The organism is Streptomyces sp. STAM6, from assembly GCF_054963715.1.
The window spans coordinates 38,387-59,494 of sequence record NZ_JBUEFZ010000002.1 but is presented as its reverse complement, the minus strand read 5'-3'; the positions used below and the strand labels follow the sequence as shown (position 1 = coordinate 59,494).

Here is a 21,108-nt window from a genome sequence, read left to right as displayed (position 1 = left end):
AAACACAGTTTTTATCGGATAAGCGTTTCACTGTCGCTCACTCCCTCTATTCTCGTGCGGAAGAGGGAGTGGAGACACCGCGCGCGTTCTGGGGAGGCCGTGTGCGGATGTTGAACGAGGGCGTCGACGGCCAGGGGGGTCCTGCCGCGATTCGCCCCTGACATGTCTTTGGGTAACGACCGCGCCTCGGCGGTGCGCCATCACGAAGCGCACCTGCCACCGTCGTGGCCAGGTCCGAGGGGGGACCTTTCGTGCTCGTATCGCTGATCATTGCTGCCATTTCACTGGCGCTCTTCTGGATGGCGGCGTTCACGCTCTGGTGGCAGATGCACGCCTGGCGCACGCCGGAGACGCTCGCCTCCACCCGTTTCGCACGCCCGGACGGCGCCGACCGGCTGTCGTTCTCCCTGCTCCTGCCGGCCCGGCACGAACAGCTCGTCCTGGAACACACCATCGAGCGGCTGCGGGAGTCCAGCCACCGCGACTTCGAGATCATCGTGATCGTCGGGCACGACGATCCCGAGACCGCCGAGGTCGCCGAGCGGGCCGCGGCCCGCGACCCCGGCCGCGTCCGGGTCGTCGTCGACACCCACGAGGCCAAGAACAAACCCAAGGCGCTCAACACCGCCCTGCCCCACTGCCGGGGCGACGTCGTCGGCGTCTTCGACGCCGAGGACCAGGTCCACCCCGAGCTGCTCGCCCACGTCGACCACGCCTTCACCGCCACCGGCGCCGACGTCGTCCAGGGCGGTGTCCAGCTGATCAATTTCCACTCCAGCTGGTACTCCCTGCGCAACTGCCTGGAGTACTTCTTCTGGTTCCGCAGCCGGCTCCACCTCCACGCCGCCAAGGGATTCATCCCGCTCGGCGGCAACACCGTCTTCGTCCGCACCGGTGTGCTGCGCGAGGCGGGCGGCTGGGACCAGAACTGCCTGGCCGAGGACTGCGACCTGGGCGTCCGGCTGTCCAGCAAGGGCAAGAAGGTCGTCGTCGCCTACGACGCCGACATGGTCACCCGCGAGGAGACCCCCGGCAGCCTCATCAGCCTGCTCAAGCAGCGCACCCGCTGGAACCAGGGCTTCCTGCAGGTCTACCGCAAGAAGGACTGGAAGCAGCTGCCCGCCCTGGGCCAGCGCATGCTCGCCCGCTACACCCTCATGACCCCGTTCATGCAGGCCTTCACCGGCGTCATCATCCCGCTCAACGCCGCCGCCGCGCTCTTCCTCGACGTGCCCGTCGGCATCGCCTTCATCACCTTCCTGCCGCTGATCACCGCCCTGGTGACCTTCGTCTTCGAGATCGTCGGACTCCACGACTTCGGCAGGCAGTACGGGCTGCGCGTGCGGTTCTCCCACTACCTCAAGCTCATCGCGGGCGGGCCGTTCTACCAGATGCTGCTGGCCGGCGCCGCCGTCCGCGCCGTCTGGCGCGAGCAGCGCGGACGCAACGAGTGGGAGCTGACCAGCCATGTCGGCGCCCACCTCGCCGGTGAGGAGGCCACCCGATGACCGCCACCCTCCCCGCCGCCGCGTCACCGCGGACACCCACCGCCCCACGGCGCCCCGACAAGAGACGGCTCGTCACCAGACCCGTCGTCCGATTCCGGAGCTCACGCCCCGACCTCGCCCTCTGCGGTGTGCTGCTCGTCGCGATCATGCTGGTCCAGGGCTGGAACATCCAGAACTACCCCACCCTCAGCGACGACGAGGGCACGTACCTCGCGCAGGCCTGGGCCGTCCAGCAGGGCGAGGGCCTGGCCCACTACACGTACTGGTACGACCACCCGCCGCTCGGCTGGATCCAGCTCGCCGCGCTCACCTGGATCCCGTCCCTGTTCGCGCCCGAGTCCATGACCGTCGCCTCGATGCGCCTGGCGATGCTGCTCGTCAGCGCCGCGTCCGCGGTGATGCTCTACGTCCTGGCGCGCCGGCTCTGGCTCCCGCGCTGGGCCGCGGGACTCGCCATGGCGCTGTTCGGGCTGTCGCCGCTCTCCGTCGTCCTGCAGCGGGAGATCTTCCTCGACAACCTGGCGGTGATGTGGATCCTGCTGGCCTTCTGCCTGGCCGCGTCCCCCAGCCGCCACCTGTGGCACCACTTCGGGGCCGGCCTGGCGGCCGCCGTGGGCGTCCTCACCAAGGAGACCATGCTGGTCGTCCTGCCGGCACTGCTGGTGACGATGTGGCGCCACAGCCACCGCGACACCCGCAAGTTCGCCGTCACCGGGGCCGTCACCGCCTGTGCGCTGATCGGCTTCTCGTACCCGCTCTTCGCCCTCCTCAAGGGCGAGCTGCTGCCCGGCGAGGGCCATGTGTCGCTGTGGGAGGGCATCACCTACCAGATGAGCCGTCCGGGCTCCGGCTTCCTCCTCACCGAGGGCACCGGCTCCCACGGCGTCCTGGAGTCCTGGCTCTACTACGACCGGGTCCTGCCGCTCGGCGGACTCGCGGGCGCCGCCCTGCTCCTCCTCACGGTCCGCTGGTCGGTCACCGCGCGGGCCCTGGCGGGGCCGTCGCTCGCCGTGGCGATCCTCGCGGTCGTCGCCATGCGGCCCTCGGGCTACCTGCCCGCCATGTACGTCATCCAGGCACTGCCCTTCCTGGCCCTGGTGCTGGCCGGCGGCGCGGCGAGCGTCACCCACGCGGTACTGCGCAAGGGCCGCGCGATCCCCGCACTCGTCCCGGCCCGCCGCGCGGCCGCCGTGCTGCTGGCCGTCGCCGCGGCCGGGTACGTCCTCCCGCGCTGGTACGACGGTGACCGCACGGCCATGACCGCCGACGCCAACGCGCCCTACCGCGCGGCGGTCTCGTGGCTCGACAGCGAGGTCCCCGACCCGGCCGGTGCCCGCGTGCTGGTCGACGACGCGCTCTGGCTCGACCTGGTCCACGCCGGGTACGAGCCGGGACTCGGCGTCATCTGGTTCTACAAGGCCGACCTCGACCCGGCGGTGACGAAGACGATGCCGCGCGGCTGGCGGGACCTCGACTACGTGGTCGCCTCCCCGACGGTACGGCGCGACGCACGCGACCTGCCCAACGTCAGGGCGGCGCTGGAGCATTCGGCCCCGGTCGCCACCTTCGGCGAGGGCGAGGAGCGGATCGAGATCCGGAAGATCACGGGAGCGGAGGCACATTGACCATCCAGCCCGCCGGCGCCGAACACGCCCTGCCGGCCACCGAGGACCTGGCCGAGCCCGGTGCCGTCACCGTCGTCATCCCCACCTTCAACGAGTCGGCGAACGTCCGCGAACTGCTGCGGCGCATCGCGGAATCCGTCCCCACCCGCCTGCCCTGCGAGGTCGTCTTCGTCGACGACTCCACCGACGACACCCCCGAGGTGATCGCCGACGCCGCCCGCGACTGCCCCTTCCCGGTCTCCGTCATCCACCGCGAGACACCCGACGGCGGACTCGGTGGCGCCGTCGTCGCCGGCCTGCGGGCCGCGGCCTCCGACTGGATCGTCGTCATGGACGCCGACCTCCAGCACCCGCCCGCCCTGGTCCCCGACCTGGTGGCGACCGGCGAGAAGGAGGACGCCGACCTCGTCGTCGCCAGCCGCTATCTGCCCGGCGGCAGCCGCGCCGGACTCGCCGGAGGCTACCGCGTCGCCGTCTCCCGCGGCGCGACCTGGCTGGCCAAGGGCCTCTTCCCGAAGGCGCTGGCCGGGATCAGCGACCCCATGAGCGGCTTCTTCGCCATCCGGCGCAGCGCCGTGACCGCCGAGGCCCTCAAACCCCTGGGCTACAAGATCCTCCTCGAACTGGCGGTGCGCTGCCGCCCGGCCACGGTCGCCGAGGTCCCGTTCGTCTTCCAGGACCGGTTCGCGGGGGAGTCCAAGTCGACGGCGAAGGAGGGGATGCGGTTCCTGCGCCACCTCGTCGGGCTGCGCACCGCCACCCCGTTCGCCCGCATGGTCGCCTTCGGGCTGGTCGGCCTCACCGGCTTCGTACCGAACCTCGCCGCCCTCCATGTGCTCACGGGCGCCGGAGTGCACTACCTGCCGGCCGAGATCCTCGCCAACCAGCTCGGTGTCGCCTGGAACTTCCTCCTGATCGAGGTGCTGCTGTTCCGCGACCGCCGCCACCACCGGCACTGGGCCGACCGCGTCGGGCGCTTCGCGCTCCTCGCCAACGCCGACCTGGTGCTGCGCATCCCGATGATCGCCCTGTTCGTCGGGCAGTTCCACATGGCCGTGCTGCCCGCCACCGCTCTCGCGCTGCTGACCACGTTCCTTCTGCGCTTCGCCGGGACCGAGGCGCTGGTGTACCGGGCACGCGGGAGCCGCACAGGAAGGAACCACCGGTGAATCGGACCCCCGCCGCCCGCCGGCGCCGCCGAGGAGTGGCGCTGCTCGCCGTCGGCGCCATGACCTCCGGCCTGCTCCTGGCCGCCGCCCAGGCCCCGGCCACGGCCGGCATCAACCTCATCAAGAACCCCGGGTTCGAGACGCCCGGCACCGACGGTGGTGACATGCCGTCCTGCTGGAACAAGTCCGGCTGGGGCGACAACGACTTCTCCTTCACCACCACGGGCGACGCCCACTCGGGCGCCGCCGCGATGAAGGTCGAGCTGACCCGCCGGGTCGACGGCGACCGCAAGGCGCTGATCACCGAGTCCGACGCGTGCGCGCCGACCGTGGTCGCCGACCGGCAGTACGACCTGTCCCTCTGGTACAAGTCGACCACCCCCGACACGGCGATCACCCTGTTCCGGCACGACACCACCGCCGGCTGGCAGTACTGGACGGACCTCAAGACCCTGCCGCTCGCGGAGTCCTACACCCGCGCGGAGGTCCGCACGCCCGAGATCCCGCCGGGCACGGACCGGATCGCCTGGGGCGTCTCCGTCTTCGGCACCGGCAGCGTCACCACCGACGACTACACGATGGAGGAGATCACCCCGCCCGCGCCCGACCCGGTCTGCACCGGCACCGCCGAGGAGTGCGCCAGGGGCAAGTGGGAAGTCCTCCCGACCAAGAACCCGGTGCGCTCGATGCACTCGGTGGTCCTGCACAACGGCAAGGTGCTGCTGATCGCCGGGTCCGGCAACGACCCGGAGATGTTCGCGGCCGGCACCTTCACCTCCGCCGTCTACGACCCTGCCAACGGCTCGTTCAAGACCATCCCCACGCCCGTCGACATGTTCTGCGCCGGCCATGTGCAGCTGTCCGACGGCCGGGTCCTGGTGATGAGCGGCAACAAGGGCTACCCGTCCGCCGACGGCACGATCGGCTACCAGGGGCTGAAGGACTCGTACGTCTTCGACCCCGGGACCGAGACGTACATCAAGACCAACGACATGCACGACGGCCACTGGTACCCGTCGGCGACGATCCTCGGGAACGGCGACGTCATCTCCTTCGGCGGTCTGAAGGAGGACTCCACGGGCAATGTGACGGCGGAGAAGTTCTCCGCCGCGCAGAACAAGTGGCTGCCGATCAGCGAGGTCAACCAGACCTGGTCGTACTGGGGCCTGTACCCGTCGATGATCCTGATGCAGGACGGCAGGCTCTTCTACTCCGGCAGCCATGTCTTCGGCAACGGCACCCCGGGCACCGGGGCGTCCATCTACGACTACGAGCGCAACACCATCACCGACGTGCCGGGCCTGCAGAACAAGGACCAGCGCGACGAGTCGGCGAGCGTGCTGCTGCCCCCGGCCCAGGACCAGCGGGTGCTGACCATCGGCGGCGGCAACAACGAGACCAATCCCGCCGCCAACCGCCTCACGGACATCATCGACCTCAAGCAGCCGAACCCGCTGTACACCCCGGGCCCGCTCGTCCCGCAGGGCCTGGTGGACCAGGGCCAGGGCAAGCGACCGCAGACCGGCGCCGAGGGCAAGATGTTCGTCTCGGCGGTACTGCTGCCCGACGGGAAGGTGCTGGAGACCGGCGGCGGGCTGCACGACCGGGCCGACCCGGTCTACGAGGCGTCCTTCTTCGACCCGGTCACCAACACCTACCAGGCCGGACTGGCGCCGGACCCGGTCCCGCGGACCTACCACTCCTCGGCGTTCCTGCTGCCGGACGGCCGGGTGATGGCCGTCGGCGACAACCCGGGCAACGGTTCGTACAACCACGACGTGTCCATCTACACGCCGCCTTACCTGCTGAAGGGGGAGCGCCCGCGGATCACCTCGGTGACCCACGACCGGTGGAACTACGGCGACACCCAGCGGATCACCGTCGACCGGCCGATCGCCCGGGCCGAGCTGATACGCCCGGCGGCCGTCACGCACTCCTCCGACCCCAACCAGCGGTTCGTGGACCTGCCGCTGAGCGTGATCGACGACCGCACGATCGACCTCAACGTCACCGGCAACCCGAACCTGGCACCGCCCGGCTGGTACATGCTCTTCGGTGTCGATGCCCAGGGCGTGCCGTCGGTGGCCCGGTGGGTGCACCTCGGCGGACCCCCGGCGATGGCGGCCGAGGCCGAGAAGTCGGCGCACGTCCACGACTTCGCCGGGGACCTCGCGGCAGCACCCAGGAAGCCGCAGAAGAAGCGGGCGTCGGCGCCGGTCGGCCCCCGGATCTCCGGCTGCGACCGGCACTACGGCACCGCGGGTGTCTGCGTGCCCACGGCCTTCCCGCAGGCGGTGCGGCCCACCACGAAGGCCCGGTGCGACTGGCTGGCCGCCCACGACTACGGGCGGCTGAGGGTCAACGGCAAGGACGACCCGCTGCGGCTCGACCCGAACCGGGACGGCCTGGCCTGCGGCAGGGGGGACACGGGCCTGCCCAAGGCGCGATAGCCGTACGGGCCCGCCCGGGTGACCGGCCGGACGGCCTGGTCAGCCGGGCGGGCCCGGGACGGGGCCCCGGAGCCTCAGGCCGGACCCGAGGCAGTCCAGGGCCTCGTCGACGAGCGCGACCAGATCGTCCCGCCGGCCGCGCTCGGCCCAGTGGAGCGTCGCCTCCCGCAGAGCGCCCATGACGGCACCCGTGAAGACCCGCACCTCCAGGTCGTCGGCCGGCCGGCCGGTGCGGTCGGCGAGGGCGCGCGCCAGCAGCGCGGAGGTCTCGGCCATGGCCTCGGTCATCCGGGCCCGGACGGCCGGGACCTCCACCATCAGCCTGCCGCGCAGGCGCATTTCGTCCGGCTCGCCCTCCAGCAGGGCGGTCAGCGCGTGGACGGTGATGAACCGCAGGGACTCCAGGGGGTCCTCGCCGACAGGCCGGGCGCGCAGCGCCCTCTCCATGAGCGGGTCGTACGCGCCGGTGAGGACGAGGTCCTCCTTGGCGGGGAAATAGCGGAACACGGTGCTCGGCGACACCTCCGCCGCGTCCGCGATCTGCTCCACCGTGGTCGCCTCGTACCCCTGCTCCGCGATCAGCCGGTGCGCGGCCCGGCGGATCGCGGCACGGGTCTTGAGCTTCTTGCGCTCACGCAGCCCCATCGGGGGCCCGGCGGCGAGCAGGGGATCGGCGGCCATACGGTCATTGTCGGTCAGGCGGCGCCGGCCGGTCACGGTCGGTCAGGCGTGCTGATAGGCCACCAGTGAGATACCGACGTAGTGGACGACGAACGCGGCCAGCGTCAACGAGTGGAAGACCTCATGAAATCCGAACCACCTCGGAGAGGGGTTCGGCCGCTTGAAGCCGTACACCATGCCGCCCGCGCTGTAGAGCAGTCCGCCCACGATCACCAGGACCAGGACCGCGATGCCGCCCTTGCGCATGAAGTCGGGCAGGAAGAAGACGGCGGCCCAGCCCATGGCGATGTAGCAGGGGGTGTAGAGCCAGCGGGGCGCGCCCACCCAGAACACCCGGAAGGCGATGCCCGCCACCGCGGCGGCCCACACCGCCCACAGGAGCACCCGCCCGGTGGAGTCGGGGAGAAGGAGCAGCGTCAGCGGGGTATATGTGCCGGCGATGATGAGGAAGATATTGGCGTGGTCGAGCCGCCGCAGTACCGCGGTGGCGCGCGGCCCCCAGTTGCCCCGGTGGTACAGCGCGCTCACGCCGAAGAGCAGACAGGCCGTGACGACGTAGATCCCGCAGGCGATGCGGCCGCGTGTGGAGTCCGCGAGTGCGGTGAGGACGATTCCCGCGATCAGTACGGCGGGGAACATGCCGGCGTGCAACCAGCCCCGCAACCGCGGCTTCACCGGTGCTGGCTCTATCTCGGTCACTTCGGGCGCGGCGGCTGCAGTCATGGGCGGAATGTTACCGACGGGCCGGTAATCGACGGGGACGAGTGGCAATGCTCACGTGAGAGGCCCTCTGGACATATGCGCAGAGGGCGCGGATGATCAGATGAGTGCGGTCGGCACCGGATGAGCGCCTAGGGATCACTACCGAAGCATCCGGGTCGCAGCCCCCAAGGGGCAAGACAACCTCAAACCCCTCAACAAGGAGCGATCGTGGCGCGCGAAAACGCGGCTCCCAGCACCGTCCCCACCAACCACCGGGAACTCGTTTCCTGGGTCGACGAGATCGCAGCAATCACGCAGCCGGACCGCGTCGTCTGGTGTGACGGTTCCGAAGCGGAGTACGAGCGCCTGTGCGAGGAGCTCGTCGCCAAGGGGACGTTCAGGAAACTCGATCCGGTCAAGCGCCCGAACTCCTACTACGCCGCGTCCGACCCGACCGATGTGGCGCGTGTCGAGGACCGTACCTTCATCTGTTCCGAGAAGGAGGAAGACGCGGGCCCGACCAACCACTGGAAGGCCCCGGCCGAGATGCGGGAGATCTTCGCCGGTGACAAGGGCATCTTCCGCGGCTCGATGAAGGGCCGCACGATGTACGTCGTGCCCTTCTGCATGGGCCCCCTCGGCTCGCCGCTGTCCGCCATCGGTGTCGAGATCACCGACTCCGCGTACGTCGCCGTCTCCATGCGCACCATGACCCGCATGGGCCAGGCCGTCCTGGACGAGCTCGGCGAGGACGGCTTCTTCGTCAAGGCCGTCCACACGCTGGGCGCGCCCCTCGCCGACGGCGAGGCCGACGTGCCCTGGCCGTGCAACTCGACCAAGTACATCTCGCACTTCCCCGAGTCCCGCGAGATCTGGTCCTTCGGCTCCGGCTACGGCGGCAACGCCCTCCTCGGCAAGAAGTGCTACGCGCTGCGCATCGCGTCCGTCATGGCGCGTGACGAGGGCTGGCTCGCCGAGCACATGCTGATCCTCAAGCTCACCCCGCCGCAGGGCGAGTCGAAGTACGTCGCCGCGGCCTTCCCGTCCGCCTGCGGCAAGACCAACCTGGCGATGCTGGAGCCGACGATCTCCGGCTGGACCGTCGAGACCATCGGTGACGACATCGCGTGGATGCGGTTCGGCGAGGACGGCCGTCTGTACGCGATCAACCCCGAGGCCGGCTTCTTCGGTGTCGCGCCCGGCACCGGCGAGCACACCAACGCCAACGCGATGAAGACGCTGTGGGGCAACGCCGTCTTCACCAACGTGGCGCTCACCGACGACAACGACGTCTGGTGGGAGGGCATGACCGAGGAGGCGCCGAAGCACCTCGTCGACTGGAAGGGCAACGACTGGACGCCGGACTCCGAGACCCCGGCCGCCCACCCGAACGCCCGCTTCACCGTCCCGGCCTCGCAGTGCCCGATCATCGCGCCCGAGTGGGAGGACCCCAAGGGCGTGCCGATCTCGGCGATCCTCTTCGGCGGCCGCCGCGCCTCGGCCGTGCCGCTGGTGACGGAGTCCTTCGACTGGCAGCACGGCGTCTTCCTGGGCGCGAACGTCGCCTCCGAGAAGACCGCCGCCGCCGAGGGCAAGGTCGGCGAACTGCGCCGCGACCCCTTCGCCATGCTGCCGTTCTGCGGCTACAACATGGGCGACTACATGGCCCACTGGGTCGACGTGGCCCGGGGCAAGGACCAGTCCAAGCTGCCGAAGATCTACTACGTCAACTGGTTCCGCAAGAACGACGCGGGCAAGTTCGTGTGGCCCGGTTTCGGTGAGAACAGCCGCGTCCTGAAGTGGATCGTGGAGCGTCTGGACGGCAGGGCCGAGGGTGTCGAGACCCCCATCGGCATCCTGCCGACCAAGGAGGCCCTGGACACCGACGGCCTCGAACTGCCCGAGGAGGACCTGGAGTTCCTGCTCAAGGTGGACACCGAGGTCTGGCGCGAGGAGGCCGCGCTGGTCCCCGAGCACCTCAACACCTTCGGTGACCACACCCCGAAGGAGCTGTGGGACGAGTACCGCGCGCTGGTCGAGCGCCTGGGCTGATCCCACGCCTCACCCCAGGCCCGCGGCCGGACCGGCCGACACGCCCTGACCTGTGGAGTCATCCCGGCCGGCCGCGATCCCTCGGCCCCCGGAGCGACAGCGACGTCGCCCCGGGGGCCTTTCGCATGCCCGCGCGGTACGGGTGGCACCCGGTCCGCGCCCTCCCCGGGAGCGGACCGGGGCCGTCAGTGGGCGCCGACCGGACGACGGTGCGCGTCGAGGGCGGCGGTGTGGGCGTCCATGCGCTCGGCGGCCAGGATCGCGGCGGCGGTGTCGGCCCGGGAGGCGGCGACGACCAGGGCGCGGCCCGCGAGTGCGTGGGCGCGGCGGTGCAGCGTGGACGGATCGGCGCCCGAGAGGCCGGCGTGCCGGGCCGGCGGGGCGCCGCGGAGCCGGGCGACCTGCTGGGCGATGCGCTCGGCAGCGCGCTCGTCGCCGAGCTCGTCGGTGACCGCGAGCAGTGCCGAGAGGTGCCCGGCGAGCTGGATGTCCAGCTCCTCCTCGCGGGAGCGGTGCGGGTACTGCTTCCGGTCGTCGTCGGCCATCCGGTGGACCGACTTGGTGCGGATCGGTTCGTACATGGTGGACGGCCTCCTGCTCGATGACAGGAGACCATCTTACCTTGGATTCAGTCTAAAGTTGAGTGTCTTCAAGTGAACGCGTCAGTGCTGGCTGTAGCCGTCCAGGAAGTTTCCGATCCGCGTCACGGCGTCCGCGAGGTCCGTCGCGTTCGGCAGGGTCACGATGCGGAAGTGGTCCGGCTCGTGCCAGTTGAAGCCGGTGCCGTGCACGACCATGATCTTCTCGGCCCGCAGCAGGTCCAGGACCATCTGCCGGTCGTCCTTGATCTTGTAGACGTTCGGGTCGAGGCGCGGGAAGAGGTACAGCGCGCCCTTCGGCTTCACGCAGGTCACGCCGGGGATCTGGACCAGCAGGTCGTAGGCCGCGTCCCGCTGCTCCAGCAGCCGTCCGCCCGGCTGCACCAGCGCCTCGATCGACTGCCTGCCCTGCAGCGCGGCGGCGATGGCGTGCTGCGCCGGCATGTTGGCGCACAGCCGCATGTTCGCCAGGATCGTCAGCCCCTCGATGTACGAGGTGGCGTGCGCCTTGGGGCCGCACACCGCGAGCCAGCCGCTGCGGTAGCCGGCCACCCGGTAGTTCTTCGACATGCCGTTGAACGTCAGCACCAGCAGGTCGGGGGCGATCGCGGCGGTCGGGGTGTGGGTCACGCCGTCGTAGAGGATCTTGTCGTAGATCTCGTCCGAGCAGACGACCAGATTGTGGCGCCGGGCGATCTCGGCGAGACCGCGCAGCATCTCGTCGTCGTACACCGCACCCGTCGGGTTGTTCGGGTTGATGATGACGATGGCCTTGGTCCGGTCCGTGACCTTGCGCTCGATGTCGGCCAGGTCCGGCATCCAGTCGGACTGCTCGTCGCAGCGGTAGTGCACCGCCGTACCGCCCGCGAGGGACACGGCCGCCGTCCACAGCGGGTAGTCCGGGGCCGGTACGAGGACCTCGTCACCGTCGTCGAGCAGGGCCTGCATCGCCATCTGGATCAGCTCGGAGACGCCGTTGCCGAGATAGATGTCCTCGACGGACAGCGGGATGCCCTTGGTCTCGTAGTGGCTCATCACCGCGCGCCGCGCCGACAGCAGGCCCTTGGCGTCGCCGTATCCGTGCGATTCGCCGAGGTTGCGCAGCATGTCCTCGAGGATCGCGGGCGGGCACTCGAAGCCGAACGCCGCCGGGTTGCCGGTGTTGAGCTTGAGGATGCGGTGACCTGCGGCCTCCAGTCGCATCGCCTCCTCGAGCACCGGACCCCGGATTTCGTAACAGACGCCTGCGAGCTTCGTGGACTGGATCACCTGCATAACGCGAGCTTACGGGGGCGCCGCGCGGGGCGCCTCGTGTTTTGTGCCACTTCGCCCCCGCCGAGGGCCCGGCCGCGAGACGATCCGGCAATGGATTTCGTGCAGCGTTTCTCCGGGTACGGCGTACTGGTCACGGGCGCGGCGCGCGGCATCGGCGCGGCCGTCGCCCGCAGATTCGCGTCCGAGGGCGCGCGGGTGCTGATCGTGGACATCGACGAGGAGGCGGCCGCGGGGACGGCCGCCGGCATCCCCGGGGCCCTGGCCCACGGCTGCGACGTGGCGGACAAGGCGGCCGTCGAGGCGGCGGTGGCCCGGGCGGTCGGGGCGTTCGGCCGCCTGGACGTGCTGGTCAACAACGCCTTCCTGCGGATCCGGGAGGAGCCGCGCTTCGAGGACGAGGACGACGAGACGTGGCGGCGCTCCATGGACGTCACGCTGACCGGGGCGGTGCGGTGCGCGCGGGCCGCCCTGCCGCACCTCGCCGCCTCGGGGCGCGGCGCGGTCGTCAACATCGGATCGGTCAACGCGGAGCAGTCGTTCGGCGGCCACGCCTACAGCGCGGCCAAGGCTGCGCTCACCTCCCTGACCCGCACCCTGGCGGGCGACGCCGCCCCGCGTGGTGTCCGCGTCAACCAGGTCAACCCCGGCACGATCCGCACGCGCGCCTGGGCGGGCCGCGAGCGCGAGCTGGCGGAGCTCGCGGACCGTGTCTATCCGCTGGGCCGGGTGGGTGAACCGGAGGACGTCGCCGCGGCCGTCGCGTTCCTCGCCTCCCCCGACGCGTCGTGGATCACCGGCACCACGCTCCGGGTCGACGGCGGGCTGATGGCGGTCAACACCGGCTTCGGCAGCGTGCTGGCGCGGGACTGACGTTCCCGCGGGGCCGGAAACGGTCTTTGCCCGCCCCTGGTGGGCCCCCAACAATGCACATGACAAACCGAAGCTCCGTTTCGGTCAGATCAGTCGCAGAGGGGACCCCCACATGAAAAGGCCTCTCGTCGGCGCGCTGCTCGCCCTCACCCTCCTCGGAGCCGGCGCCGCCCCCGCGGCCGCCGCCACCGGCGCGGGCGGGCGCGGCGCGGCCCCGGCACCCGCCCCGGCGCCCGCCGTCAAAGCCGTCGACTTCGCCGGAACCGTCGCACTCAGCAACTGCTCCGGCTCCGTCGTCCGCCCGCCCCAGTCCCTGCCGACCGACCCCGCGCTCGTCCTGTCCAACGGTCACTGCCTGGAGACCGGCATGCCCGGCCCCGGCACGGTGATCGTCGACCGGGCCTCCAGCCGCGCCTTCAGCCTGCTCAACTCGGCCGGCAGCAAGGTCGCCACCCTGCGCGCGAGCAAGATCGCGTACGGCACGATGACCGACACCGACGTCTCCCTCTACCAGCTGACCAGCACCTACGCCCAGATACAGGCGCGGTACTCCATCGAGGCGCTGGAGCTGAACGCCTCCCGCCCGGCCCAGGGCGCCGCCATCAAGGTCGTCTCCGGCTACTGGAAGCGCATCTACAGCTGCGCCGTCGACGGCTTCGCGTACCGCCTCAAGGAGGCGCAGTGGATCATGAAGGACTCGGTCCGCTACACCTCCGCCTGCGACACCATCGGGGGCACCTCCGGCTCCCCGGTGATCGACGGGGCCACCGGCAAGGTCGTCGCCGTCAACAACACGGGCAATGAGAGCGGCGGGCGCTGCACCCTGAACAACCCCTGCGAGGTCGACGAGAACGGCACCGTGACCGTGCGGCAGGGCATCAGCTACGCCCAGCAGACGTACGGGATCGTCGCCTGCGTCGGCACCGGCAACAAGATCGACCTCAACCGGCCGGGCTGCACGCTGCCCAAGCCGTAGGCCGGCTACGGCCCCGCGGTTCGGGAGCGCGGCCCCCGCCGGATAGGTTGGCGGGTCATGTGGTCATTGAGCGCTGCCGGAGTCCGCCGGCTCGGCGCGGCCGGTTCGGTCGCGGTCGCCGCGGGCGGCTGGGCCGCCGGAACGCTGCCGGCTCGCGACCCGTGGGGGATCTGGGTACCCCACGGGTCCGCGGCGACCATCGCCGCCGCGGTGCTCGCCCACGCCGGACTGACCCTGCTGGTCGTCGCCTGGTGGCGCTACGGACGGCTGCTCGCCCGCGGCGCCGGCGCCGGTGTGCGCGACACCCTCGTCACGCTCGGCTGGTGGGCCGCCCCGCTCGTCCTCGCGCCCCCGCTGTACAGCGCAGACGTCTACAGCTACGTCGCCCAGGGCGCGATGGTCCTCGAAGGCCACGACGTCTACCGGCTGGGACCCTCCGTGCTGGATCCCGCCGGCCCCGGCGGGGACGCCGCCGCGAGCGTCGGCGGCCACTGGCGCGACACCCCCGCCCCCTACGGCCCGGTCTTCCTGGTCGTCGCCGAGGCCGTGGCCCGGTTCACCGGGGGCCGGATCGTGCCCGCCGTGCTCGCGCTGCGGCTCGTCGCCGTCCTCGCGCTCGTCCTGATCGCCTGGGCGCTGCGCCGGCTGGCCCGCCACAGCGGCCGGAGCGAGGCCGGAGCCCTGTGGCTGGGCGCCCTGAACCCGCTGCTGCTGATGCACGTCGTCGGCGGGGTGCACAACGACGGACCGATGATCGCCCTCATGCTGGCCGGTGTCGTCCTGGCCCTGAACGGCCGGTGGGTCGTGGGCAGCGCGCTCGTCGGCCTGGCCATGATGATCAAGACCCCGGCCGCGGTGGCGCTTCTCTTCATCGGCGTCCTGGCGGGCCGGGCGTCCGGCGGAGGGGAGCGCGCACGAGACGGGGCCATCGGCCGCGTCGCGAAGGGCCTGCTGGGCCCCGGCCTGGTCGCCGGGGCGGTCGCCGCCGCCGCGACGCTGCTGGCCGGTACCGGCTTCGGCTGGCTCGGCACCCAGAGCGTCGCCGGCACCATCCACACCGCGCTCTCCGTCAGCAGCGACCTGGGTGAAGGCCTCGGGCAGCTGCTGCGGCTGCTGACCGGCGCCGACCCCGCCCCGGTCAAGCGCGCCGTCCAGACCCTGGGCCTGCTGACGGCCCTCGTACTGATCGGCCACCTCGCCCGCCGGGCCGCCCGGGGCCGCCTCGACCCGGTCCACGCCCTGGGCCTGGCCCTGCTGGCGCTCGTCGCCCTCTCCCCGATGGTGCAGCCCTGGTACCTGCTGTGGGGCATGACCGTGGTCGCCGGCACCGCCTGGGACGGGCGTGCCGCCCGGGCCCTGACGGTCCTGTCGGCGGCGCTGGTCTACGAGACCCAGCCCTCCGGTCACACCCCCGCCTACGGGTTCGTCCTCGCCGGCCTCACCGCCGTCGTCTGCGTCCTGCTGATCCGCCGCGCGTCCGCGGACCCCGAGTCCGGCGTCCGGCTCCCGGCCCCGCGCCACGGACAGGGCACCTCGGAACCGGCGCCGGAGCACGGCCGCCGCGGCTGACCCCTCGGCGGCGGGCCGGGCGCCGCCGCGCCGCGGCTCAGGTGAGGTCGCGGCGCACGAAGCGCCGGCCGGCCGCGCCCACCACCGGCAGGAGGTGGGCCGCGAGCCCGGCGAAGCCCTGGGTGGCCGTCGTGCCCTCGCGCATCGCCGTACAGGCGACGTCACCGAAGCAGTCCGTCCTCTCGGCACCCATCGCGGGCGCGGGGAGGCGGCGGGGTCGCGTTGGGTGATCATGTGCTCATGCGGAACGCGCCCCTCTCTTGGGTGTGAGGATGTCGTAAAAAAGCGACTACTCGTCAGTAGCAACTCCGGCTCACCGGGCGGCGCCGCGGGTGTCCGTGCGGCGGATCGCCCTCCCCGCGAGGACATCCGTCCGCCGGCCGTCCTCCATCACGAACCGGCCGTCGATCAGGACGTGCGGAATGCCCACCGGGAGGGTGCGCGGGGCGTCGAACGTCGAGCCGGCCGCGACCGTCTCCGGGTCGAACAGGACCAGGTCGGCCCGGTAGCCCTCGCGCACGAGGCCGCGGTCGGGGAGGCGGAGCCGGGCGGCCGGGCGGGACGTGAGGTGGGCGACCGCCTCCTCCAGGGTGAGGACGCCCAGGTCGCGGGCGTACTTCCCCAGGTACTCCGGGAACGTGCCGTACGCCCGCGGGTGCGGCTTGTCGCCCTGCAGGATGCCGTCCGAGCCGCCGGTGTGGACCGGGTGACGCATGATCGCCCGGACGTTCTCCTCGTGACCCACGTGCTGGAGGATCGTGGTGCCCAGACCGTCGTCGATCAGCAGCCGGCGGGCGGTCTCCCAGCCGTCCAGCCAGCGGCCGACGTGGGCGGACAGCGCCGGGTCGGCCACGCCGGAGATCTCCACCGTGTCCCACTCCACGGGCACCCCGTGACACCCGTCCGAGCCCACGACTTCGAGGTGGTGCCGGATCCGCTCGGCGACCTCGTCGTCCCGCAGCCGGGCGAGGACCGCCTCCGGGCCGCCCTCGCCCGCCCAGCCCGGCAGCAGCGCCGCGAGTGTCGTGCAGCCGGGGGTGTAGGGGTAGGTGTCCAGCGAGATGTCGGCGCCGGCCGCCAGCGCCTCGTCGAGCAGCGTCAGCAGCTCCGGCGCCCGCCCCTCGTTGACGCCGAAGTTCATGATGGCGTGGGCCAGGTGGAGCGCGCACCCGGCCTCGCGGGTGAGCCCGACCATCTCCTCGTACGCCTCCAGGGCGCCCGCGCCGTAGGACCGGTGGTGCGGGCAGTAGTAGCCGTCGTACGCCGCCACGACCCGGCACAGCTCGGTGAGTTCGGAGTCGCCGGCGTACATGCCGGGCGTGTAGGTCAGCCCGGAGGACATGCCGACGGCGCCCTGCTCCATGCCCTCCGCCACGAGCCGCTTCATGCGGGTGAGTTCGACCTCGGTCGGCGGCCGGTCCTCCCAGCCCATCGCGTACATCCGTACCGTCCCCTGCGGGACCAGGTACGCGGCGTTGACCGCGACGCCCCGGTCCAGGCGGTCGAGGTACTCGCCCACGGTCCGCCAGTCGAAGTCGACGGTCGTGTCCCCGGGCGCACCGCCGTTCCATCCGGTGATGGTCCGGCGGACCTCGTCGAGGGTGCGGTCGTCGACCGGCGCGTACGACAGGCCGTCCTGGCCCAGCACTTCGAGCGTCACGCCCTGCGCGGCCTTCGCCTCGTGCGCGGGGTCCCGCAGCAGGGCCAGGTCGCTGTGGGCGTGCATGTCGATGAAGCCGGGGGAGAGCGCGAGTCCCTCGGCGTCCAGGATGCGGCGGCCGGTCGGCCGCTGGCAGCCGGCGGCCGCACCCTCCTTGACGACGGCCGCGATCCGGCCCCCCGCGATCGCCACGTCGGCCCGGTACGAGGGGCCTCCGCTGCCGTCGAAGACCTCCGCGTCGCGGATGACCAGGTCCATCGGTGCTCCTGACTCCTAGGGCGTGTTTCGAAGGTAGCGTCGTCTGCCGGGAGGGCGGGCCCCGACCGGACGGGACCTGCGGAACACGCCCTAGAAGAAGGTGCGGATGTAGTCGACGACCGTGCCGTCCGCCGTCACCAGCGGGATGAGCTGCCACTTGTCGAAGGCCGTGCACGGGTGCGACAGCCCCATGCCGACCCAGTCGCCGACCTCCAGCTCCGCCTCGTCCGTCGTGTCGAGCCAGGCGTGCTGGTCCGACAGCCGGCTCACCGTCACGCCTGTCGCCGGCCGGACCGACCCGTCCCGCGCCGAGCGCACGACCTGCGCCTCCGGCAGGTCCAGGTCGTACGCGGCGTCCCGCTTGCCCGCGTTGACGAAGGCCTGCTCCGGGGTGGGCCGGGACACCACCTGGGCCCACAGCCGGAACGCGGGCCGCAGCGCGCCCTCGTCCGCCACCCGGTTGAACGGCGTCAGACGGCGGTAGTGGCCGTCGTCGTGCGACACGTACGCACCCGAGCGCAGCAGCTTCAGGACCGGGCGGGACAGCGGCGGCAGTTCGGCGAAGACCTCGGCGACCGTGTCGAACCAGGCACTGCCGCCCGCGCTGACGACGATCTCGTCGAGGTCCGGTGCGAACCGGCCCGCCTTGTCGAACTCGGCCGCGAGCGCGGTCAGCCGGTGCAGCCAGGCGCGGACGGTCCCGGACGTGGCGTCCGGCACCTCGCCCTCGTACCCGGCGACGCCGACCAGGCGCAGCGAGGCCGAGGCGGCGACCGCGTCCGCGACGGCCTCGCAGTCCGCCTCCGTGCGCGCCCCGGTACGGGCGCCCTCGCCGGCGCCCAGCTCGACGACGACGTCGACCTTGCGGCGGGCGCCCTCCAGGGCCCGGTCCATCAGCTCCACGCCGCGCACCGAGTCGACGTACGCGACGAAGTGGAAGTCCGGGTCGGCGTCGAGCTCACCGGCGAGCCAGCGCAGGGCCGCCGCGTCGACCAGCTCGTTCGCGAGGAAGATCCGCCGGACGCCGAACGCCCGGTAGACGCGGACCTGGTGGGGGACGGCGGCGGTGATGCCCCAGGCGCCGTACTCGATCTGGCGGGCGAAGAGCTGCGGCGCCATCGACGTCTTGCCGTGCGGGGCGAAGGCGAGACCGTGCCGCTCGGAGTACTGCTCCAGGACCGCCAGATTGTGCTCCAGCGACTCGGCGGAGAGCGCCAGGACCGGCGTCGTGAAGCCGCCGGAGAAGAGGTCGCGCCGCTGCGCCGCCAGCTCGCCCACGGTCAGCCCGTCGGCATCCACGGGGAGCCCCTTGAAGCGGTGGTCGACCTTCTCGTCCTTGAGGCGAGCGGCGAACTGCTCGGCTGCCATGGGCGTCCTTCCTGCTGTTGCACAAGGTGCAACACTCATTGCGTATGTCGCTCAATGCTGTCTAACATCCGGTCCGACGCCGGGTCAATGGACCTGGACGACCCCGGGAGGAGCCCCCAGCGTGACCGCTACCGACGTCGTCTGTCTCGGCGAGTCCATGGTCACGTTCCTGCCCTCCCGGCCGGGCCGCCTCGCCGACGTCCCCTCCTTCACCCGCGCCATCGGCGGCGCGGAGTCCAACGTCGCCTGTGCCCTCGCCGCCACCGGGCACCGCGCGCGCTGGGTCAGCCGCGTCGGCGCCGACGGCTTCGGCGACCACCTGGTCGAGGCGGTCGCGGCCTACGGTGTCGACACCACGGCGGTGCGCCGCGACCCGCACCGGCCCACCGGCATCTACTTCCGCACCGCGACCGACCGCGCCGCGGACGCCCACGAGGTCGCGTACTACCGCGCGGGTTCGGCCGCCTCCGCGATGTCCCCGCACACCGTCCCGTACGACGACCTCTGGGCGGCCCGGATCCTCCACCTCTCCGGCATCACGGCCGCGCTCTCGGACGACTGCCTCGCCCTGATGCACGACCTGCTGCGCCGCCGCGCCGGTCGCCCCCGGGTCTCCTTCGACGTCAACCACCGCCCGGGCCTCTGGCGCGCCCCCGCCGGCCCGGGCGTCCTCCTCGACCTCGCCCGCGGCGCGGACCTCGTCTTCGTCGGCGAGGACGAGGCCGAGGCGGCGTGGTCGCTGCGCGGGGCGGCCGCCATCCGCGCGGCGCTGCCGGAGCCGGAGGTGCTGGTGGTCAAGCAGGGCGGCGCCGGCGCCACCGCGTTCGCCCGGTGCGCGGAGGGCGCCGCCGCGGCCGCGGGACCCGCGTCGCCGGCCGGCGACACCGTCACGTTCGTGCCCGCACCCCGGGTCGACGTCGTCGCACCCGTCGGGGCGGGCGACGCCTTCGCCGCCGGGTTCATCGGCGCGACCCTCCGCGGGCTGACCGTACGGGACCGGCTGCGGCACGGACACCTCATGGCCGCCGCCGCCCTCACCCACCCCGGCGACCTCGGCAGCCCGCCCGCGGCGCCGCACGCCGACCGCCTCGCCGCCCTCGACGACACCGCCTGGGGGACACTGCACCTGGGCCCCGGCTGGACGGGGGAAGACCAGGAGGTACCTACGCCATGAGCCAGACCGTCGACCGCGCGCTGAGCATCCTGCCGCTGCTCGCGCAGGGCCCCGCCGACCTCGGGCAGGTCGCCGACGCGCTCGGCGTGCACAAGTCCACCGCGCTCCGCCTGCTGCGCACCCTTTACGAGCACGGTCTCGTCTACCGCCAGCAGGACCAGCGCTACCGCCTCGGCGCCCGCCTCTTCGCCCTCGCCCAGGAGGCCGTCGAGAACCTCGACGTCCGCGAGATCGCCCACCCCCACCTCGTCGAGCTCAACGAACGGACGGGGCACACCGTCCACCTCGCCGTCCACGAGGAGGGCGAGGTCCTCTACATCGACAAGGTCGACAGCCGCTACCCGGTGCGGATGTACTCGCGGATCGGCAAACCCGTCGCGATCACCGTCGCCGCCGTCGCCAAGCTCCTCCTCGCCGACCTCCCCGAGCCCGAGCGGCGCGCCCTGGCGGCCAAGCTCGACTACCCCATGTACACGCCTCGTTCGATCCCGGACGCCGCGGCGTTCCTCAAGGAGCTCGCGACCGTACGCGAACAGGGCTGGGCCACCGACCTCGGCGGCCACGAGGAGTCCATCAACTGCGTCGGCGCCCCCGTCCGCGGCGCGGACGGCCGCGTCGTCGCCGCCATGTCGGTCTCCGCCCCGAACGTCGTCGTCACCGCCGACGAACTGCTCGCCCTGCTCCCGCTGGTGCGCCGCACGGCGGACGCCATCAGCCGCGAGCTCTCGGGCTCCACCCCACCCGCGAAGGACAGCGCATGACCGAGAAGACCGCCCTCACCCCCGCCACTCACACCGTCCCGCCCGCGAAGTTCTCCCACGGCGTGAGGAAGGGCAACATCCTCCAGGTCGCCGGCCAGGTGGGCTTCCTTCCCGCCGTGCCCGGCCGGGCACCGGCCGTCGCCGGCCCCTCCCTGCGGGAACAGACCCTCCAGACCCTCGCCAACGTCGAGGCGGTCCTCCGGGAGGGCGGGGCGACCTGGGACGACGTGATGATGCTGCGCGTCTACCTGACGGACGTCGACCACTTCGCCGAGATGAACGAGATCTACGACGACCACTTCGAGGACCTGACGGTGCCGCCCGCGCGCACCACGGTCTACGTCGGTCTCCCCGCCGGCCTCCTCATCGAGATCGACGCCCTGGCGGTACTCGACTGAGTGACGCACCGGT

At 71.9% G+C, this 21,108-nt stretch carries 18 protein-coding genes; 11 read left to right on the top strand and 7 right to left on the bottom strand.

The annotated features are described in order from the left end of the window. Window positions 1-299: 299 nt before the first annotated feature. Genes ACY34K_RS02690 through ACY34K_RS02675 form a run of 4 tightly spaced genes read left to right on the top strand, consistent with a single transcriptional unit; the run spans window position 300 to window position 6,752 of the window. Window positions 300-1,508, top strand: coding sequence for a glycosyltransferase (locus ACY34K_RS02690; protein WP_462743998.1), 1,209 nt, complete (start codon window positions 300-302; stop codon window positions 1,506-1,508). Next, complete coding sequence (locus ACY34K_RS02685; protein WP_462742933.1) at window positions 1,505-3,133, top strand: ArnT family glycosyltransferase; 1,629 nt, start codon at window positions 1,505-1,507, stop codon at window positions 3,131-3,133. Before ACY34K_RS02690 ends, ACY34K_RS02685 begins: the two co-directional genes overlap by 4 nt. Continuing rightward, window positions 3,130-4,302, top strand: coding sequence for a glycosyltransferase (locus tag ACY34K_RS02680; protein ID WP_462742930.1), 1,173 nt, complete (start codon window positions 3,130-3,132; stop codon window positions 4,300-4,302). The genes ACY34K_RS02685 and ACY34K_RS02680 overlap by 4 nt, the downstream gene beginning before the upstream one ends. Window positions 4,303-4,361: 59 nt before the next feature. Then, a complete protein-coding gene (locus ACY34K_RS02675; RefSeq protein WP_462743996.1) occupies window positions 4,362-6,752 on the top strand; it encodes a galactose oxidase-like domain-containing protein in 2,391 nt (796 codons plus the stop codon). Window positions 6,753-6,791: 39 nt separating this feature from the next. Here the strand turns inward: ACY34K_RS02675 and ACY34K_RS02670 are convergent, their stop codons facing one another. Together ACY34K_RS02670 and trhA are read right to left on the bottom strand one after the other, a co-directional pair. Beyond that, a complete protein-coding gene (locus tag ACY34K_RS02670) occupies window positions 6,792-7,433 on the bottom strand; it encodes an acyl-CoA-like ligand-binding transcription factor (RefSeq protein ID WP_462742928.1) in 642 nt (213 codons plus the stop codon). A gap of 42 nt (window positions 7,434-7,475) precedes the next feature. Beyond that, window positions 7,476-8,156 carry a PAQR family membrane homeostasis protein TrhA gene (gene trhA, locus ACY34K_RS02665; RefSeq protein WP_462742925.1) on the bottom strand — a complete coding sequence of 227 codons (681 nt, stop codon included), beginning with the start codon at window positions 8,154-8,156 and terminating at the stop codon, window positions 7,476-7,478. A gap of 207 nt (window positions 8,157-8,363) precedes the next feature. Here trhA and ACY34K_RS02660 point away from each other — a divergent pair, with 207 nt between their 5' ends. Next, window positions 8,364-10,187, top strand: a complete 1,824-nt coding sequence (locus tag ACY34K_RS02660) for a phosphoenolpyruvate carboxykinase (GTP) (protein ID WP_462742922.1) — start codon at window positions 8,364-8,366, stop codon at window positions 10,185-10,187. Between the two features lie 185 nt (window positions 10,188-10,372). Here the strand turns inward: ACY34K_RS02660 and ACY34K_RS02655 are convergent, their stop codons facing one another. Further along, entirely contained in the window at window positions 10,373-10,768 is a 396-nt protein-coding gene (locus ACY34K_RS02655; protein WP_462742919.1) for an SCO4983 family protein, read from the bottom strand. A gap of 81 nt (window positions 10,769-10,849) precedes the next feature. Then, entirely contained in the window at window positions 10,850-12,061 is a 1,212-nt protein-coding gene (locus ACY34K_RS02650) for a pyridoxal phosphate-dependent aminotransferase (protein WP_462742916.1), read from the bottom strand. A gap of 90 nt (window positions 12,062-12,151) precedes the next feature. Here ACY34K_RS02650 and ACY34K_RS02645 point away from each other — a divergent pair, with 90 nt between their 5' ends. The 3 genes from ACY34K_RS02645 to mptB all read left to right on the top strand — a co-directional run bounded on the left by ACY34K_RS02645 (window position 12,152) and on the right by mptB (window position 15,476). After that, window positions 12,152-12,931: an SDR family NAD(P)-dependent oxidoreductase gene (locus ACY34K_RS02645; protein ID WP_462742914.1), complete on the top strand. Its 780-nt coding sequence runs from the start codon at window positions 12,152-12,154 to the stop codon at window positions 12,929-12,931. A gap of 112 nt (window positions 12,932-13,043) precedes the next feature. Then, window positions 13,044-13,907 carry a S1 family peptidase gene (locus tag ACY34K_RS02640; RefSeq protein WP_462742911.1) on the top strand — a complete coding sequence of 288 codons (864 nt, stop codon included), beginning with the start codon at window positions 13,044-13,046 and terminating at the stop codon, window positions 13,905-13,907. Between the two features lie 57 nt (window positions 13,908-13,964). Then, a complete protein-coding gene (gene mptB / locus ACY34K_RS02635; protein ID WP_462742908.1) occupies window positions 13,965-15,476 on the top strand; it encodes a polyprenol phosphomannose-dependent alpha 1,6 mannosyltransferase MptB in 1,512 nt (503 codons plus the stop codon). A gap of 37 nt (window positions 15,477-15,513) precedes the next feature. Here the strand turns inward: mptB and ACY34K_RS02630 are convergent, their stop codons facing one another. The 3 genes from ACY34K_RS02630 to ACY34K_RS02620 all read right to left on the bottom strand — a co-directional run bounded on the left by ACY34K_RS02630 (window position 15,514) and on the right by ACY34K_RS02620 (window position 18,762). Then, a complete protein-coding gene (locus tag ACY34K_RS02630; RefSeq protein WP_462742905.1) occupies window positions 15,514-15,669 on the bottom strand; it encodes a hypothetical protein in 156 nt (51 codons plus the stop codon). Between the two features lie 120 nt (window positions 15,670-15,789). Further along, window positions 15,790-17,394, bottom strand: coding sequence for an N-acyl-D-amino-acid deacylase family protein (locus ACY34K_RS02625; protein WP_462742903.1), 1,605 nt, complete (start codon window positions 17,392-17,394; stop codon window positions 15,790-15,792). 90 nt (window positions 17,395-17,484) lie between these two features. Then, complete coding sequence (locus tag ACY34K_RS02620; protein ID WP_462742900.1) at window positions 17,485-18,762, bottom strand: alanine racemase; 1,278 nt, start codon at window positions 18,760-18,762, stop codon at window positions 17,485-17,487. A 121-nt stretch (window positions 18,763-18,883) separates the two neighbouring features. Between ACY34K_RS02620 and ACY34K_RS02615 the strand changes: the two genes are divergently transcribed. Genes ACY34K_RS02615 through ACY34K_RS02605 form a run of 3 tightly spaced genes read left to right on the top strand, consistent with a single transcriptional unit; the run spans window position 18,884 to window position 21,095 of the window. After that, window positions 18,884-19,936, top strand: a complete 1,053-nt coding sequence (locus ACY34K_RS02615; RefSeq protein ID WP_462742897.1) for a sugar kinase — start codon at window positions 18,884-18,886, stop codon at window positions 19,934-19,936. Further along, complete coding sequence (locus ACY34K_RS02610) at window positions 19,933-20,697, top strand: IclR family transcriptional regulator (protein WP_462742894.1); 765 nt, start codon at window positions 19,933-19,935, stop codon at window positions 20,695-20,697. Before ACY34K_RS02615 ends, ACY34K_RS02610 begins: the two co-directional genes overlap by 4 nt. Continuing rightward, complete coding sequence (locus tag ACY34K_RS02605) at window positions 20,694-21,095, top strand: RidA family protein (RefSeq protein WP_462742891.1); 402 nt, start codon at window positions 20,694-20,696, stop codon at window positions 21,093-21,095. Before ACY34K_RS02610 ends, ACY34K_RS02605 begins: the two co-directional genes overlap by 4 nt. Window positions 21,096-21,108: the final 13 nt, after the last annotated feature.